Annotated in this window: 13 protein-coding genes and 1 pseudogene; 12 read left to right on the forward strand and 2 right to left on the reverse strand. The window is 41.3% G+C overall.

Annotation, left to right across the window (positions count from 1 at the left end; genetic code table 11):
- Window positions 1-210 precede the first annotated feature (210 nt).
- The 12 genes and pseudogenes from HJP15_RS06505 to HJP15_RS06560 all read left to right on the forward strand — a co-directional run bounded on the left by HJP15_RS06505 (window position 211) and on the right by HJP15_RS06560 (window position 12,501).
- Entirely contained in the window at window positions 211-1,857 is a 1,647-nt protein-coding gene (locus HJP15_RS06505) for a methyl-accepting chemotaxis protein (RefSeq protein WP_054205878.1), read from the forward strand.
- Between the two features lie 277 nt (window positions 1,858-2,134).
- Complete coding sequence (locus HJP15_RS06510) at window positions 2,135-3,376, forward strand: OprO/OprP family phosphate-selective porin (protein WP_054205879.1); 1,242 nt, start codon at window positions 2,135-2,137, stop codon at window positions 3,374-3,376.
- Between the two features lie 13 nt (window positions 3,377-3,389).
- A complete protein-coding gene (locus HJP15_RS06515) occupies window positions 3,390-4,370 on the forward strand; it encodes a Bug family tripartite tricarboxylate transporter substrate binding protein (RefSeq protein WP_170173298.1) in 981 nt (326 codons plus the stop codon).
- Between the two features lie 11 nt (window positions 4,371-4,381).
- On the forward strand, window positions 4,382-4,852 hold the full coding sequence (locus HJP15_RS06520) for a tripartite tricarboxylate transporter TctB family protein (RefSeq protein WP_054205881.1): 471 nt from the start codon (window positions 4,382-4,384) through the stop codon (window positions 4,850-4,852).
- 3 nt (window positions 4,853-4,855) lie between these two features.
- Window positions 4,856-6,400, forward strand: a complete 1,545-nt coding sequence (locus HJP15_RS06525) for a tripartite tricarboxylate transporter permease (protein ID WP_054205882.1) — start codon at window positions 4,856-4,858, stop codon at window positions 6,398-6,400.
- A gap of 17 nt (window positions 6,401-6,417) precedes the next feature.
- A complete protein-coding gene (locus HJP15_RS06530) occupies window positions 6,418-8,040 on the forward strand; it encodes an ATP-binding protein (RefSeq protein ID WP_054454393.1) in 1,623 nt (540 codons plus the stop codon).
- A gap of 88 nt (window positions 8,041-8,128) precedes the next feature.
- On the forward strand, window positions 8,129-8,851 hold the full coding sequence (locus HJP15_RS06535; RefSeq protein WP_054205883.1) for a response regulator: 723 nt from the start codon (window positions 8,129-8,131) through the stop codon (window positions 8,849-8,851).
- A 40-nt stretch (window positions 8,852-8,891) separates the two neighbouring features.
- Window positions 8,892-9,122, forward strand: a pseudogene (locus HJP15_RS06540) (hypothetical protein); the annotation flags it as partial.
- Window positions 9,123-9,287: 165 nt separating this feature from the next.
- Window positions 9,288-9,932, forward strand: coding sequence for a hypothetical protein (locus HJP15_RS06545; protein WP_170173299.1), 645 nt, complete (start codon window positions 9,288-9,290; stop codon window positions 9,930-9,932).
- On the forward strand, window positions 9,922-10,410 hold the full coding sequence (locus HJP15_RS06550; RefSeq protein WP_054454387.1) for a hypothetical protein: 489 nt from the start codon (window positions 9,922-9,924) through the stop codon (window positions 10,408-10,410). Before HJP15_RS06545 ends, HJP15_RS06550 begins: the two co-directional genes overlap by 11 nt.
- A gap of 252 nt (window positions 10,411-10,662) precedes the next feature.
- Window positions 10,663-11,886 (forward strand): RHS repeat domain-containing protein, encoded by a 1,224-nt coding sequence (locus HJP15_RS06555; RefSeq protein WP_170173300.1) that lies wholly within the window; start codon window positions 10,663-10,665, stop codon window positions 11,884-11,886.
- A 99-nt stretch (window positions 11,887-11,985) separates the two neighbouring features.
- A complete protein-coding gene (locus tag HJP15_RS06560) occupies window positions 11,986-12,501 on the forward strand; it encodes a hypothetical protein (RefSeq protein WP_064435643.1) in 516 nt (171 codons plus the stop codon).
- A gap of 292 nt (window positions 12,502-12,793) precedes the next feature.
- Here the strand turns inward: HJP15_RS06560 and HJP15_RS06565 are convergent, their stop codons facing one another.
- Window positions 12,794-14,089, reverse strand: a complete 1,296-nt coding sequence (locus tag HJP15_RS06565; RefSeq protein WP_249365805.1) for a DUF3472 domain-containing protein — start codon at window positions 14,087-14,089, stop codon at window positions 12,794-12,796.
- Between the two features lie 44 nt (window positions 14,090-14,133).
- Window positions 14,134-16,971, reverse strand: a complete 2,838-nt coding sequence (locus HJP15_RS06570) for a TonB-dependent receptor (RefSeq protein WP_170173302.1) — start codon at window positions 16,969-16,971, stop codon at window positions 14,134-14,136.
- Window positions 16,972-17,061: the final 90 nt, after the last annotated feature.

Consider the following 17,061-nt stretch of genomic DNA (forward strand, 5'->3'; position numbering starts at 1 on the left):
AATTTAAAAATGGGAGTAAAGTGATTTTTAAATATTGATGTGGTCGCGGCCTTACTCAGCCCTCAAAATTAATCTTTCCAAAATGGCTGTTGTTTTGTTCTTTTTGGGCTTTTTGTTCATTTAATTTATTTGTCTTTTCAGGTACATAACGTTATTTTTTATTGCTGTCCTCGTATTTCCTTCTGCCTGTAAATCAATAAGTGATCAAAAATGAGTCAATTAATAAATAACCTTAGCTTTAGGGTTAAATTTGCTATTCCTGTGGTTGTTGCCCTAGTTATATTTTCTGTGTTGTCAGGGTATGTTCTTTATACATTTAAAGAGCAGGCACGTCTTAATAGCTTTATAAGTTTAGAAGTGCGCACTGTACTTGATGATCTAGAAGATGGTTATCGCGATCTATTCCAAGTAAAAACCGCTGGCTTAAGCATGGTGTTAGGCCAAGGTGATAAGCAAAACTATTTAATTCAGCAAGACGAATATAGAAGCAATATAGCGCGTGTAGATGCTCGTCTTTCAAGTCCATTAAAGTTGGTTGATTCAGGTTACATCGATGCGATAAATGCACAGCGAATCGATAATATAAAAGCCGATGTAGTTATTTGGTCTCGTTATTATCAAGGGTTATTTAGTGATCATGCTTTAGCAGCAAGTTATTTAGCTGAACATAAACAAGATATGGAAACGGTGCTTGGCCGCATTCGCAAAAACGTTACTACCATGCGTGATGAAATAGACGCTAAACTTTCAAATTCACTCATTGAGATTGACGAGCAACAAACCTCGGCAAGTTATGCACTGCAATTTGGCATGTTATTAAGTTTTGTATTATCGATTGCTGCTACGTGGTTGTTATCAGGCGTTATTTTAGCGCCATTAAAGCAAATGCAACTCGCACTTGAAAACATAGCTTGTGGGCAAGGTGATTTAACCCAGCGTTTAAATATTGAATCGCAAGATGAAATGGGTTCATTAGCGCGTTCATTTAATACTTTTATAAGTAAAATTCATAACACGGTACTTGCAGTTGTTGGTTCGGCTGAGCAGGTACGCACTGAAACGGCAAACTTACGTACTATTACAGCCAGTGTGCTAAACGAAGCCAGTAATCAGCAAGTTGAAAGTGAGCAGGTGGCTGCGGCGGTTAATGAAATGAGTACCACCAGCGATAATGTTAGCCATAATGCTAACGATGCAGCTAGCGCTACAAGCAACGCAAATAACGATGCAAACGTGGCAAAAGCGACTATCGAAGAAACTATCTCGTTAATTAATCAGCTTGTAACCGACATTTCAGCATCAAGCGATGTAATAAACACCCTAGAGCAAGATGTGATGAACATTGCCACTGTGCTTGATGTTATTCGCGGGATTGCCGATCAAACAAATTTACTCGCACTAAATGCAGCCATTGAAGCCGCTAGAGCCGGTGAGCAAGGACGTGGTTTTGCTGTGGTTGCTGATGAAGTGCGCTCGTTAGCGAGCCGTACACAAGACAGCACTGGTGAAATTAATGCCATGATTGAAAAGCTTCAACAAGGGACTAATCAGGCCGTTAGTGCAATGCAAGCGAGCACTAAAAGCGGGCAGCAAACTATTGAGCACTCTCGCGGGGCGGCGCAATCGGTGCAGCGCATTAATGATGCCGTCACCATCATTAATGATATGAACATGCAAATAGCTACAGCGGCGACGCAGCAAAGCCAAGTGAGTGAAGACGTGAATATCAATGTGCAGCGCATCGCTACATCAAGCGGTAATATGCTCGAAAAAGTAGATCATGCTGAACGTGCATGCCAAGCATTGGCGCAGCAGTGTCAACAGCTAGACAACTTAGTAAGCAACTTCAAAGTATAAGTAATGAAGGGGCTTGAGTATATGCTGCCCCTTAATCCGCTTAAATTAGCTAATCCCCGTTAAATAATAGATGACTATCAATGAGTTATTGCTCGTTCTTTTTGTGCATATTGTGCGTGGTTTTTATGCGCTAAATGCATTTTAAACAGATCAATGCAGCTTAACTTCTAAACATTTCGTTAATCTCACGTTAACACTATGCTCGAAGTTAGATGGCAGTGTGCAGTAGCTCATCTTAATGACAACAAAACTAAAATAATTGGTGTGGAGTAAAACAATGAAAGCAAGTAATACACAACTGGCGTTAGCTGTTGCAGCAGCGTTAGCAAGTACCTCTGTGTTGGCCGACAACGATACACAAAAACTACAGCAGCAATTGGATGAGCTACAAAAAGAAGTCGACTCAATGAAAGGCAATAAAGCATTTGACCTTGAGTTTGGTGGCCGCGTTCAGCTTGATTACAATTACTTTAATGGTGCATATAACGCAAATAATGACGGTGATGCTGGCAGTGATTTTTTCCCGCGCCGTATTCGTACGTACGTGGAAAGTGAGCACGGTAATTGGGATCACAAATTATTGCTTGAGTTTGGCGAGGGCACAGCTGAAATCGTGATGGCGCGTGTGCGTTATGCATTCGATAACGGCCTAAAAGTGAAGGTGGGTAAAATCCGTGAAGATATGTCGCTTAATGCGTTAACGAGTTCTAAGCATATCAACACGATTGAGCGTAGTACCTTAGCAAATACTTTCTCACCGTTTTTCCGTTGGGGTGTATCGGCTTATCAATATTTTAAAGACAGTGGCGTGCGTTATGCCGTTGGTGTGTATAAAAACGATGCATTTGGTGCATCAGGCCATGATGAAGATGATAACTTAACACTTGCCGCAACAGGGCGTTTAACGTGGTCGAGCGCGTCGCCGGGCGATGTTATTCACCTAGGTGCGTGGCATTCATATCGTGATATGGGTGGTAATGAATTAGGGGCGCGTTTTGCCCGTGGTGAAATTCGCGAAACCAATGTGCGCTTGGTGGATTACGCTGTTGGTGGTGATGCTGTCGCATTAGATAGTTTATCGCAAACAGGTCTTGAGTTTGCTTTTCAAGCTGACTCACTCACTCTTGAGGCCGAATACGCCAGTCGTTCACTTGATGCCGTAAATAGCGCCGACGCCCTTGATGGTGAGCGCTTTGATGGTTTTCATGTATCAGCCAGTTACTTTCTAGGGGGCGAGCAGCGCCAGTACAAAGCGGGTTCTGCGTTATTTGTACAGCCTAAAGGCGTTAAAGACGCATGGGAACTTGTTGCTCGTGTATCGCAAATGGACGCAACAAGCAGTACGCAAGGCACTGAAGTAACAACTTACACATTAGGCACTTCTTACTACATTAGCAGCGATATTAAATTTATGGGTAACCTTATTTACAGCGATGTAGAAGGCCCAGGAACAATTGCGCTTGTAGGTGATGAAGATTCGGGTATGGGCTTTAGCGCACGTATGCAGTACTTATTTTAAGAGGTAGCGGAACATGAATTTATTCAAATCATTTAAATCAGTTAAAACGACGGTGCTTGCAGCATCGCTCATATTAAGCAGTCCATTTGCACTGGCCGATATTCACTTTTTAGTACCCGGTGGTCCTGGCGGCGGTTGGGATACAACAGCACGTGGTGTAGGCGAAGGCTTAGTAAAAGCAGGTATTGAAGATAATGCCTCTTTTCAAAATATGTCGGGTGGCGGTGGTGGCCGTGCAATCGCATATTTGATTGAGTCAGGGACTAAAAAAGGCGATATTTTAATGGTTAACTCAACACCTATCGTGTTGCGTGCATTAACGGGTAAAATTCCGTATAGCTATCGCGATCTAACGCCTGTTGCCAGCATGATCGCCGATTATGGTGCATTTGTTGTACGTAATGATTCGCCATTTAAAACGTGGCAAGATGTGATCGTCTCAATGAAAAAAGACCCAAGCTCGGTAAAGGTAGCCGGTGGCTCGGCGCGTGGCAGCATGGATCACTTAGTTGCAGCGCAAGCGGTTAAAGCCGCAGGCCTTGATGGGCGCAGGTTACGTTATATTCCTTATGATGCAGGCGGTAAAGCAAAAGCTGGTTTACTATCTGGCGAAGTTAACTTGCTTTCAACGGGTCTAAGCGAAGCGTTAGAAGTGGCTAATGGCGGTCAAGCACGTATTTTAGCTGTGACCTCAGGGGATGCACTACCTGATTACCCTGAAATCCCAACACTTAAATCACTAGGTTATGACATGGAATTTGTGAATTGGCGTGGCTTTTTTGCAGCTCCCGATTTACCAGCCGACAAACTGGCAGAATACACTGAAAAATTACGTAAGCTACAAACAACACCTGAGTGGGAAGTGGTCCGTGCGCGTAATGGTTGGTTAAACCTGTTTCAAGAAAAAGATCAATTCATTAAGTCACTCGAAGCACAAGAAGCACAGCTCAAAGTCGTGATGGAAGAGCTTGGTTTTATTCGCACATTACGTTAATCGAGGCGCCAATGTTGAACCGCGAATTACTAGGGCCAAGTTTATTCTTGGCGCTATTTACCCTATACGCCATTATTGCATGGCAAATTCCGTTACTCCCATTTGAAGAGTATGAAACAGTGACCTCAGCCACCTTACCTAAGGTGTATGCGGCATTTGGTATTATTGTGTGTTTACTGTCGATAGCAGCAACCTTGCTAAAGCCAAAAGAGCAACCAAGTGATGAGCAGCAAACACTTGAAAAATCGAATGTACTGCGCACAGTGGCATTGCTAATTTTAATGGTGTTATACAGCGCTATGCTAGAGCCAATTGGTTTTTTACTCTCAACCAGTGCGTTTTTGTTAATAGGCTTTTTTGTGATGGGCGAGCGCCGTAAAGCAGTTTTATTACTGGCCTCAATTCCTGTTGCTGTGGTGTTTTGGTTTTTAATGACCCAAGTGCTGGGCATTTATTTGGTTCCTGGCAACCTGTGGAGTTAAGTTATGTTTGATGGAATTATGCTGGGCTTGTCGACCGTACTCGACTGGAACAACTTACTTTATGTGATCATAGGGTGTTTTGTTGGTACTTTTATCGGCATGTTGCCGGGCTTGGGCCCTATTACCGCTATTGCATTAATGATCCCCATTACTTACAGCATTGGTGCTGATTCGGGTATGATTTTAATGGCTGGAGTGTATTACGGCGCAATATTTGGCGGTTCAACCTCGTCTATTTTAATAAATGCACCAGGGGTTGCTGGGACCGTAGCGTCTTCCTTTGATGGCTACCCACTTGCAAAGCAAGGCCACGCTGGTAAAGCATTGGCAATTGCTGCCTATTCCTCCTTTATTGGTGGCACAATTGGCGCAATATTATTGATGGTGGCCGCGCCGCTGTTGGCAAAAGTGTCGCTGAGCTTTCAATCTCCCGATTATGTCGTGCTGATGTTTTTAGGTTTAACAGCAATCGCAGCATTTTCAAATAAAGGGCAATTTTTAAAAGCCATGATGATGACCGTATTTGGTCTTATGTTGGCAACAGTCGGTATTGATCCGTCCTCAGGTACTGAGCGCTTTACTTTAGGCCAAGCTGATTTACTTGATGGTATTAGTTTTTTATTGGTGGCTATGGCAACTTTTGCTCTGGCTGAAGCACTTATTAATGTTACACGTCCGGAGAAAAAAGACGTTAAGGGCATTAATGATTCAGACACACCACAAATAGGCTCAACCAAATTAACTAAAGAAGAAATTAAAGATATAGCCCCTGTTATTGGTCGCTCGTCTATTCTTGGTTTTATTGTAGGTGTATTACCGGGCGCAGGTGCAACGATTGCCAGCTTTATGGCTTATGCAACTGAGCGAAACTTAGCGCCTAAAGGCCTAAAAGAGAAATTTGGTAAAGGGTCATTGCGCGGTTTAGCAGCGCCAGAGTCTGCCAATAATGCAGCATGTACGGGATCATTTGTACCATTACTGACATTAGGCATCCCAGGTTCAGGTACAACTGCGATTATGCTCGGTGCATTAATTGCCTACGGTATTCAACCGGGCCCTATGTTAATGCAAGAAAACCCTAGCGTGTTTTGGGCGGTGATTGTAAGCATGTACTTTGGCAATATTGTGCTACTTATTTTGAACTTGCCGTTAATCCCGTATTTTGCAAAAGTACTGGCAATGCCAAAGTCTGTTTTGACTGTGATGATTTTGTTCTTTAGCTTAATTGGCGTGTATCTCGTCTCCTTTAATACTTTTGATTTATTTATGATGGTGGGCTTTGCTATTGTCGCTTTAGTCTTGCGGTTACTGGCTTTCCCAATGGCACCATTACTACTAGGCTTTATTTTAGGTGACATGATTGAGCGTAATTTCCGCCGCTCTATGATGATTTCTGACGGCTCGTTAAGCTTTTTGTGGGAGCGCCCGCTGACATTGAGTATTTTTGTTATTTCAATATTAGTGTTGTTATTCCCATTAAAAGACTTTATAACCCAGCGTCGTGCAGATAAAGCCGCGCTTAAAGTGAAATCAGAGCATGCATCGTGAGGTAGGCTGAGGTAATGATGAAATACACCAAAAAACTAAATCCATTGCAAAGCATGGTTAAAAAGCCCAAGCGCTTAGAAACGCGATTAATTATTTGGGTAACCGGGTTGTGCGTACTTCAAGCATTGATGTTTGGTGGATTGGTGTATCAGATTACCGCGCAAAGCTTAAACGACCACATAGGTGATAAAGCCCTTGCGGTGGCGACCAGTATTGCTGCGAGCAACAATGTTGTTCAAGCATTAAATAATCCGCAAAAATTAACCGCTATCAATCAAGAGATCGAAAATCTGCGCCAGCTCACTGGCGCAGATTTTATTGTTATAGGCGATAAAAATGCCCATCGAGTTGTTCACCCAGATAGCAATAAACTCGGTAAGCGCATGGTTGGTGGTGATAGCCAAGCGGCCTTGCAGGGAGAGCGTTATATCTCTATTGCTAAAGGGAGTTTGGGAGAGTCAATTCGTGGCAAGGTGCCTGTGTATGATGCGCAGGGGGATATTATCGGGTTGGTGTCGGTTGGTTTCTTGGTGCAATCGATTGAACCTTTGATTCAAGAACGCATTGTAGAGGTGATGATTTGGGGAGTTTTACTGGTTATTTTGAGCATTATAGCGGCGGTGCTTATTGGGCGGCGCGTTAGAAATGCCATATTTGGTTTACAACCTGACGAAATTGCGCGGTTATTCTCAGAGCAAGATGCCATTTTAAACACCATGCGCAGCGGTGTCATAGCTCTAGACCCCGATGGTCGAGTGCGCAAATTAACCCAAAGAGCTTGCGAGATTTTAGACAAACCTACCGCCTGTATAAATCAAGATTTAATGCTAAGTGACTTACTCCCTGAGCATGCTGAGTTCTTGCTGCGTAATCAACGTCGTAAAATGGTTGGTTTTGAACTGTTTGCAGCGGATAAACGTTTAGTATTGTCGCGGTTTTCATTGCAAGTACAAGGTCAGGCAGATGGCATATTATTAACATTGCGTCCTGCCGATGAGCTGGAGTATTTAAGTCAGCAATTGACTAAGGTACAAGCGTTTGCAGAGCTTTTACGTGTACAAACACACGACTATTCAAACAAATTAAATTTAATTGGCGCACTGATCCAAATGGGAAAGAGCGATGAGGCAATTGAGCTGATCGGCCAAGAAAGTCAAGGCTCGCAAGCACAAATACACCATTTGTTAGAGCATATTCAAGACCCCGTGCTCGCAGGTTTGTTGGTGGGCAAATACCACAAAGCGCGCGAACTCAATGTTACGTTGGAATTAAACCCAGATAGTCTACTCGGTGCAATAGCCCGTACCGAGATGCTCGAACGAGTGGTATCAATACTGGGTAATTTGATCGATAACGCCATTGATGCGGCAATTAGAGCAAGTAACGAACGCACACCGTATGTAAGAGTGACCGTTGATGAAACCAGTAAAACGCTGTTATTCGATGTAGAAGACAGTGGTTTTGGTGTTGGCGATGATCACGAAGTGATATTTACGCCACAATACAGCTCTAAAGCCGGGGCAGAACACGGTATTGGTTTATATTTAGTAAAGACCAATTTGGACTCCTGTGGGGGGAGTTTAGAAATTGGTGAATCAGATTTAAAAGGCGCACGACTAAGCGTTTATATTCCTAAATAACGTAATTTAGGGTAACAAGCCGTGGTAAAGCAAATAATAATAAAACTAAATGCGGCACATTAGCAATGCTAAAAATGAGTAATAAACAATGACATATTCAGTAGTTATCATCGAAGATGAAATAGAAGTCGCACAACTTTTGGCGCAATATTTATTGCTACCAAATGGTGTGGCGGGTAATCAAGCTGCAAGGCAAAGCCAGCGTCAAGGCCAGTATCAGGTTGTGGGTATTGCTGCAAACCTAAGCACGGCAACGGCCTTGTTGCATGCGATAGAGCCAGACCTTATTCTACTCGATATTCATTTACCAGATGGCAATGGCCTTGAGTTATTAAGTGACTTACGCCGACGTGCAATAAAAAGTGATGTTATGTTGCTTACTGCAGCCAAAGAAGTCGAAACTCTTGAAAAGGCCATGCAGCTTGGTGCCTGTGACTTTTTAGTTAAGCCGCTGATGCTCAATCGCCTTGATCAAGCATTGGCGCGTTTTGAAGCGCGTCAACGTTGCCTATCAGACGCAGACGAAGTCACGCAATCTATGGTGGATACGTTATTTGGCTCAAATGAGCAAAGTAAAGCGGTGGTAAGGCTCCCTAAAGGGGTTGATCAGCTTACGCTGAAAAAGATTATGGATGCATTTAAAAATAATCAAAAAACACCATTTACTGCCCAGCAAATGGGCGATTTAGTGGGAGTGAGTCGCTCTACAGCAAGGCGTTATCTTGAATATTTACTAGAGGCTGAACAAGTCAGCGCCGACCAAAGCTATGGCAGTATTGGTCGGCCTGAACGTTGCTATAAAATGGGTTAGTGATGTGGCAAAGCGGCTTAGGTTAATCTCTGGCGCTTTGCTTGCTGGACGTTGTATACGAGAAGGTAAACGTGGGTATATTGAAAGCACACATTTACCTTTACTAGAAAGAGTCAATATTTCCCCAGAAAACTGGTTAAAATTGACCACGCAATTTACGCGCGTATTTCATGGCGTAGTAGGCAGGGCATCTTCATAAGAAAGTTACTGTGAAAATCTACACAGAAAACGGCGAGCAAATATAGGTAACTGCGAAAAGTTGCTGGCATAAAGTTAAAAGTCCCCAGTAAAAAGTTAAAACTGCAACTATGCAGTCATTTTCATGCGTGCAATTTAAGCTTAAGAGGACAAGTAACTCATTTAATGGGTGAAATGAAAGTAACGCAGCAGTAAAAGATAAACTCATAACCTAAAAAGTAAATTTAAAGGAGCAGCTGTGTTTGTTCTATTAAAGTGGCTGTCTAGTTTATTTCGGTCTAGTTTATTTTGCGCTAAGCACAGAAGAAAGCTATCGGATAAAGAGTGGGACACGGTTCAGAAGGATATTAAAACAAATACTAAAAATGCTAAAAATATGATAGAAGCACTCAAAGATCCAACTTCTGCGGATTACAAACGAATTGCGTATAACTATGGTTATAATGCGAGTATGGACATGGATGCGGAGGCATTTGCTTCAGTTGCTGAGAGTCTTTCTAAAGATCTAGAAGGTATGGTTTCTAAAATGAATTCTATGGGAAGAGATGACTTCTATCATTATAAGACTGGAGGTAGTGACTTTGCTGAGGCTGGCTCTACTCAAATCGGGTTTTCTAACAATTACTTTAAGAGTAACCTTCGATATGGTGATGTTCCTCAAACTACAATTATTCATGAAGTATCACATTTACCAAGTTTTGATTATGGTCATGTGCATAATGGAGATACCAGTTTTGGCTCAAGGATTAAGGATATAAAGGTTCTTAATTCTGTAGCACATAGATCGTTTTCACCGAGAGAAAGAGTGTCTGCTATTTCTCATTTGAGGCACAACCCTTATGTTTTAGAACATAGTATGATGGGGAAAAATTATGTTGATTAAAAAACTAGCTATTGTAACTTTGATGATATTCACATGTTTATCTTGTGCTAAAAGTAGGGCAGTCGATGTTAAAGTCAATTTAAGCTGTAACTTTGAAAATGAAGAATTTAATTTATTAGTAGGCTACAGTAATAACAATTTAAAAGATTCAAGAAAAATAAGATTCAATACTGATTTCAGTGGGTTAGCTTTATTTAAATACGATGAATATAAGCAAGCCATTAACACTGGTAATAGCTTGCTTATATTCATGAAAATTTTTTTAAAACATCATGAAAAAATAACTCCTTTCGAAGTTGAAATTAAAGCCGGTGAAATCTTCATTATTGATATCCCAATAGAGAAAATTTATAAATTAACCATTTCAGAAGAGGAGTATATAGTTTCGCTTATGGAAGTTGTGAAAATAAATAGTGAGTACAGAAAGTTTTCAAGTAACAGCCTGGTTATATCTAAATATGGATGTTTTGAAGCATAGATTAAGCTTTTAGAAATAGGAAAAAGAGTGAATAGGGTCACCCATTAGAAAGTTCCGGTCAAGCAGGCAGCTGTGTTTTCTTGATCTTTTTATTCAAAAAACCAAGTGTTGTTACTTTTTAAACTCACTTTAAATATGACTATACATCCAGTAATGACGTCGATTGGTGTGAATATGCACGATGGTTTGAAATAATGGGGTCAGCTTTTTCTTTTTGCCTTTACTTAAAAACTAAAAAGCTTATTTGCCCCCTTGATTTCGGTTAATAACCAAGCCACCACTCGCTACATGCTAGACGACCACTTAGGTTCAACCCATGTGATTGCTGATGCCAATGGTAAGCTTGAGCAAACCATGAGCTTTGATGTGTTTGGTGCGCGCCGTGATGCCAAAACATGGGCAAGGGATTTCAGCGACCAAGCGAAATTTACCAGTAAAATCACCTTACGTGGTTATACCGGTCACGAGCAAATGGACGAAGTTGGGCTGGTACACATGGGTGGGCGAATTTATGACCCTATTCTTGGGCGCTTCTTACAAGCAGATCCCATGGTGCAAGCACCAGAGAACATTCAAAACTTAAACCGTTACTCGTACGTGGTGAATAACCCGCTGAATAAAACAGATCCAAGTGGGTATATTTTTGCGACCTTGGTGGTTTGGGCATTACAAGCAGCGATTGCCAATGGCATAGTCACAGGGGCAGCAGCCACGGTAATAGGTGGTATATTGACGGCTTATGAGTATTATGGTTATGCGAAAATGGCGATAGGGATTGCTCAGGCGATAGATGGTGGTGGGACAGCCATGGCCAACTTTGCGGGTGGGTTTGCAAAAAGCTTTGCAAAAGGGGCCGCTGTTAATTGTATGTTGAATATGGCAGCGGGAGCTGGGTGTGTACCCGAGTCTTCAGAGTCTCCTAAAGAGCAAGCTACCACCAAGACTGATGGTGGAAATGAAACACCTTCACTTACAGTAGAGGAAGGAGCTAATAAACCAAGTAATTCAGGAGGCAGGGGGTCAACTTCACCAGGAAGTGCGCCTCAGAATGGATTTTCGGTTGATGGCAAACAAATTGCTGAAATGCAGAGAAATCCAGAATTATATCATGCTACTTTGCAAAGTATAAAAGATTTAGCTAGTGATTTGGACGTATCAAGTATATTAGGTGGTGATAATTGGAGTGCTTTTAAAAATGAGATTAACGATCATTTACCTGATTTTAGTATTGGTTTAGCCGCTATTAGAAGTAACTACTTGGAAAGTCAAAGTAATGTTTATAATGCTTTCATAGATACAGCTATTACTGCATCAGCAGTTTATTCAGGAGCTGGTTTAATAGGAAAAGGAGTTGGGCGATTATCATTTATGTCGCGAACTGAAAGATCGGCAGTGTTTGGCTTAGTCGGAGAGATTACCACATTAACAAATGCAACTGTCCGACCAACTAGTTTGATAGATTTAGCTCCGCAGTAATGCAAAGTTCAAGGTTTTTTAAGGGAAAAGGAATGAAAATACCTTTAATGGGTTCTGGAAAGCCAAGAATGAAAGTTAGACTAGATGGGAAGTATGTAATTGAATAGTCGACCTGATTTCTTTAACAAAAGTGCGATATTACAATCAGTTTTAGTTATATCGCTTTTTTTATTGGCTGATTTATACCTTTTAAATTTTGATAAGTTTGAGATCGGTTATTCAATTAGCTTTTACTTAAAGTTTTTTGTTGTGTTTATATACTTGTTAGCGACGGATAAATTTGATTCATTATTTTTAGAGAAAAATACAGACTTAACTTTAGTACTCGATATTTCAGCGCTCTATTTTTTAATTTGGTTACTAGTAACTGAATTTATATTTGAAAAGCAAGAGCTTTCAAAATTAATAGGTTTGATAATAGTCGTTTTACTATTTGGCTCTGTTTCTTTTTTTATTGAGGTTATAACTAGGCTTAAAGGAACCAGATTGGCTTTTTTAAATTTAATAATAATACTAATAATTGTAATTATTATTTTTTCAGCTGCTTTTTTATTTTTTTTCGGTGACTGGGCTTGGGGGATAGTCTCGCCTTATGAATGGTTCGAAAGCTACTAAAAAAGTGTTAGGGTCAGGTCTTGCATTTTGCCTTTTATGAAATCTCAAGGACAGGTCTTATAGTTTGCAGACCTGTCTCCTTCTAACAAAATTAAGAAAAATAATGAAAAAACTATTAATTTTATCGTGTTTTTATTTTTAAGTGACACAGTATTTGCTTGTAACCGGGCGTCAGGAAAATCGATTGTAAACATTCGTGTAAGGCCAGTTGTCGATTACGTACTATAGTATATTTGCCGCTTGAAGGAGCGACAAATATGCGGATTGGACAAAACGCGACGTTGAAATAACTTTAATTGTTAGGCAAGGCGTTTAAGTTTACCTCAGGCGCTTGACTCACTGGGCGTTCAAATTCGCTGTGTAATTTAGTAGGTCCTGTAAAAAAGCCGGTGTTGCGTAAGTAAAACCCCGTATTCTCAGTGCCACCTTGATAGTCCATTCTCGATTTTTTAGCGGCGGTTGCATCATAGGTAAAACGTGCTTTAGTTAGTGCATGCCACTGGCCTTGGGTGTCTCTAAGCCATTGATTGCTATAAAGCGCTTTGCGTTCAAACTGGCCTGCATCAGGGATAAAGTTTTCTAAAAAGCTGTGTGGTCTTGTTACATATGTATTGGTACTTGGGCGTCTAAATGATGCGATAAATAGCCATTTTGCAGCAATAGGATCATAAAAGTAGGCGCTGTAATCAGTATGATTGGCAAGATTTTTAGTCGGATTAACTTTAAGTAAAAAGCGATAGGTTTGCTCTGCTTGCCATGGGAAAACGAGGTAACTTTGACCCCCAGAGCCTTCGTTACCAAATTTACCTGTGTATACATTGTTGCCTTTTGCTAAGAGTTGAACTCTCATTTCAACAGGGATAGCAGCAGGGTCATCGGTATGAAAAGGACTCCACACTGAAAATAATACGCGCCGTTCAGTGGCTGAATTAACTTGAATGCCAAAGTAGCCTTCTGCAAAACCATTGGCCATAAAATAAGAACCTTGCTTATCGTAACCTTGTGGCACAGTCAGCTCTGAATAAAACCATTGATAGTTTTTAGTGGTATCAGCTACTGGGTAGTTTAAATGCACAGATGGCCCACGACGACCCCAATAAATATCATCTTTTACATATAAAGGGGCAGCAGCGTCTTTATTTAGCGTGACAATAACCCCTTGAATATCAGCAAAGGTGTTGTTGCTGCTGCGAGTTAACCCGCTAAGCGTGAGTTGCTGATAGCCGACATCAGCTGGGTTGAACTTCCCAAGATCGATGTCTTGAAATTGTTGGTTTGTGAGTTTAATAATTTGGCTGTGCTGATTAAAGTCGACTTTTAATTGACTGTTGCCATCGGTCACTTTTACACGTAATTTTAAATTAAAAGGGGTTTTTGTTGGCAGGTAAAAGTAGTGATTTATTGGTATTGTGGGGTCTTGCCAATGCGTAATCCCTTCATCGCTGATAAGTTCTTTGTTTTCTTTAATGCTATGGCTGGTGGCACTATTGCCATAACTGGGAATGAAGTAGTCAGTGGTTTGAGTCGCCGTTACAAAGGGAGAAAATAAGCTCCCTATTAATGAGGCAACAAGTAGTAAAAATCTCATAGTGTGTTCCATAAAAAAAGCGCCGATAAACGGCGCTAATCAGCTTAAAATGATGCCGAAAAGCCCAAGCTAATCGAGCGACCATAGCGCGCCAAGCGACGAATTTGTTCTTCAGTTTTAACATACGACCATTGTCGTTCGTTTGTTAAGTTAGTTACGCTTAAATCAACGCGCATTTTTTCAGTAATGTTGTAGCTAGCACTAAAATCAAATTGACCATAATCAGCCGCCCACTCTGGGCCGCCCCATGCGTCTGGGTATACAAGGTAATCGTCGCGCCAGTTATAAGCAATACGCGTTTGGTAATCACCTTTCTCATAATAAATAACCGCGTTATACGAATGCTCAGACATTCCTACAAAAGGAAGGTCGTTTAATTCTTCATCGTCATAGCTACTATCTGTAAAAGTATAGTTTACTTGTACGCCTAAGCCATCAAAGGGGGCTGGGAGTATTTCATCAAAAGATTGTTGATAAGCTGTTTCAAAGCCTAAAATGGTTGCGCCTTTTTCTGATGTAGGTGAAATTTTAGTAAAAATAGGGCCGTCTACTGCAACGCCATCTTTAAAGTAATTACCTACTTGTGCTGTGCCTACACGGCCACGGGCTATGACAGACTCTATGTCTTTATAATAAGCTGCAAATGTGAGTGCGCCATAATCAGAGAAGTACCATTCAATAGTGGTATCAATCTGATTTGCTCTCAGTGGTTTGATACCTGGGTTAGAGGCATGGTATTCAGCATTATTAAAATCTAAATAACTGTACGGTGATAAGTAACCAAGGTTTGGCCGTGTGATCACTTTTGCGGCACTAAAGCGGTACAATAAATCATCGCGTAAATTAAGTTTGAAGTTTAAGCTAGGCAGTACATCCGTGTAGCTTTCTTCTGTGGTTGAGCGTGCATAATAATCGTCAATATCACCATCAACACGGTAGCTTAATGCGCCATCTTTTTCAGTCACATTATAGCGAACATTTTCAACATCAAAGGTGTAACCATCCGATGTGACGTCGGTTTTAATAACTCGTACGCCCATGTTTAGTGCAAACGGTAATTTGCCTAAATCGCCTTGTAGGTTTGTTTCAACAAAGGCGGCTAGGGTTTGCTCTGTTAGTGCAAATGAATCTTTAGGGCTGTTTTTTGCAACAATTTTATCTTGAGCTGCTTGTGGGTTGATTGTTTCATAAAAAGCATACAGCTTGTCGTAATCAAAGCTGGCCCATGGATCAGGGTGTTTGCCGGGTTCGCCATCTAAGAAGTTATCAAAATTAGCAGGGACTAATACATCAGCAGGTAAGCGGAATAAATTTAAGCCGCCAAGCTCTTCTACACTTGAGTCATCAAAGCTATCGTATTCAGAGTTTTTAAAGTAAGCGCCGCCGTTACTAAACATGGAGGCATTTTTAGATTTAAACACGCTGCGCTCTTTAGTTTGTTTACCGTAATGTAGACCAAATTGCACATCTTTGACGAGTTCAAACGAAGGGATGTAAGTTGCTGCTAGGCGTACTTCTTCGATTTTGTCTTTAACATCAGTGCCGGAGTTGTAGCTGTAATGTGCGCCAAAAGGTTGCTCAGAACTAAGCGCTGGTGTCATTGTTACATCTGGTAGCATATTACTGCCGGTTTGGTCGATAGTGATACCATCAACAAAGCCACGCGCAACAATAAAGCGGTTATTACCGTTACTCACATTTTTTGCTTGTGATTGTGAAATATCTAAATCAACCGTTAAGCTTTCTGTGGCATACCAAACTGTATTAAAGCCCCATTGCCATGTATCGGTATTACGCGGTACAGATACATTAAGCAGTTCTGCCATTGCGCCATCAACTAACTCTACGTAATTTGCATTGCCATCATCATTAAATTTTACTTCACCGATTGCCGGAATGCCGGGAGTCCATGATTCGTCATAGGTGACAAATGAAATCTGATATTGTTCGCCATTGGTTTCGTACTGTGAGTACATGCTATCAAAGTTCACATCAAACTTGTCAGAGGGGCGCCATTGTAGCGCTAGGCTTGCGCCAAGGCGTTCACGGGTATCTTGCCAGTTTGAATAACGTACGTAGCCTGGAATGATCGAGGGATATGATTGCTCGTTATCTTCAAGTATACCGTTACCATTGCTATCGATTGGAATACGAACGTCTACATTTTCGTCTGGATCATAAAACCCTTGGCCTTCATAAGAATCTGCTCGTTGAGTACGCTCAGAATAAACCGCGGTAAATAATGCGCCAAAGGTATCGTCAAAAAAAGTATCGCTAATCAAAAAGGATGCTTGTGGATTTATATCACCCGTACGCTCTTCATAAATACCTTTTGCACTGCCAGATAAAGTAAAACCGTCTAAATCGAGAGGTTTACGGGTTTTGATATTGATGACAGAGCCAATGCCGCCTTCTTGTGTTTTACTTTGTGGGGATTTATATACTTCGAGGGATTGGACTATTTCAGGGGCTATTAAGTCAAAATTAAAGTTACGGCTGGAATGCTCTGATGCCATGCGCCGACCATTAACGGTGGTTACGTTATAGTCACCACCTAAACCTCGCACGGTAACATTTTGGCCCTCGCCACCGTTACGGGTAATCGCAATCCCCGTCATCCGTTGCAGTGCCTCTGCAATATTTTGATCGGGAAACTTACCAATATCCTCTGCTACTATGGCATCCATAACCCCAACGGCTTGTTGTTTTAAATACAGGGATTCCTTAATACTTGAGCGAACACCTCTGACTTCGATTACTTCTACCTGCTCGGTCTCGGCTTCTTTTTCCTTTTTTTTGTCTTCTTCAGCAGCCAGCGTAGCACCACTGAAAATGGCACTCATGGACAAAAACAGGGTGGACAGTTTTAATTGTGCTTTCATAATAGTTACCTGTATTTTACTTGTTGATGGTTATTTTTTATTGGTTTATTACCAAGCGTGTTGGGTGTCTTTTTCCAGTACGCTTGGGGG

The organism is Pseudoalteromonas sp. NEC-BIFX-2020_002 (assembly GCF_013002825.1).
In the GTDB taxonomy this organism is placed as follows: domain Bacteria; phylum Pseudomonadota; class Gammaproteobacteria; order Enterobacterales; family Alteromonadaceae; genus Pseudoalteromonas; species Pseudoalteromonas neustonica.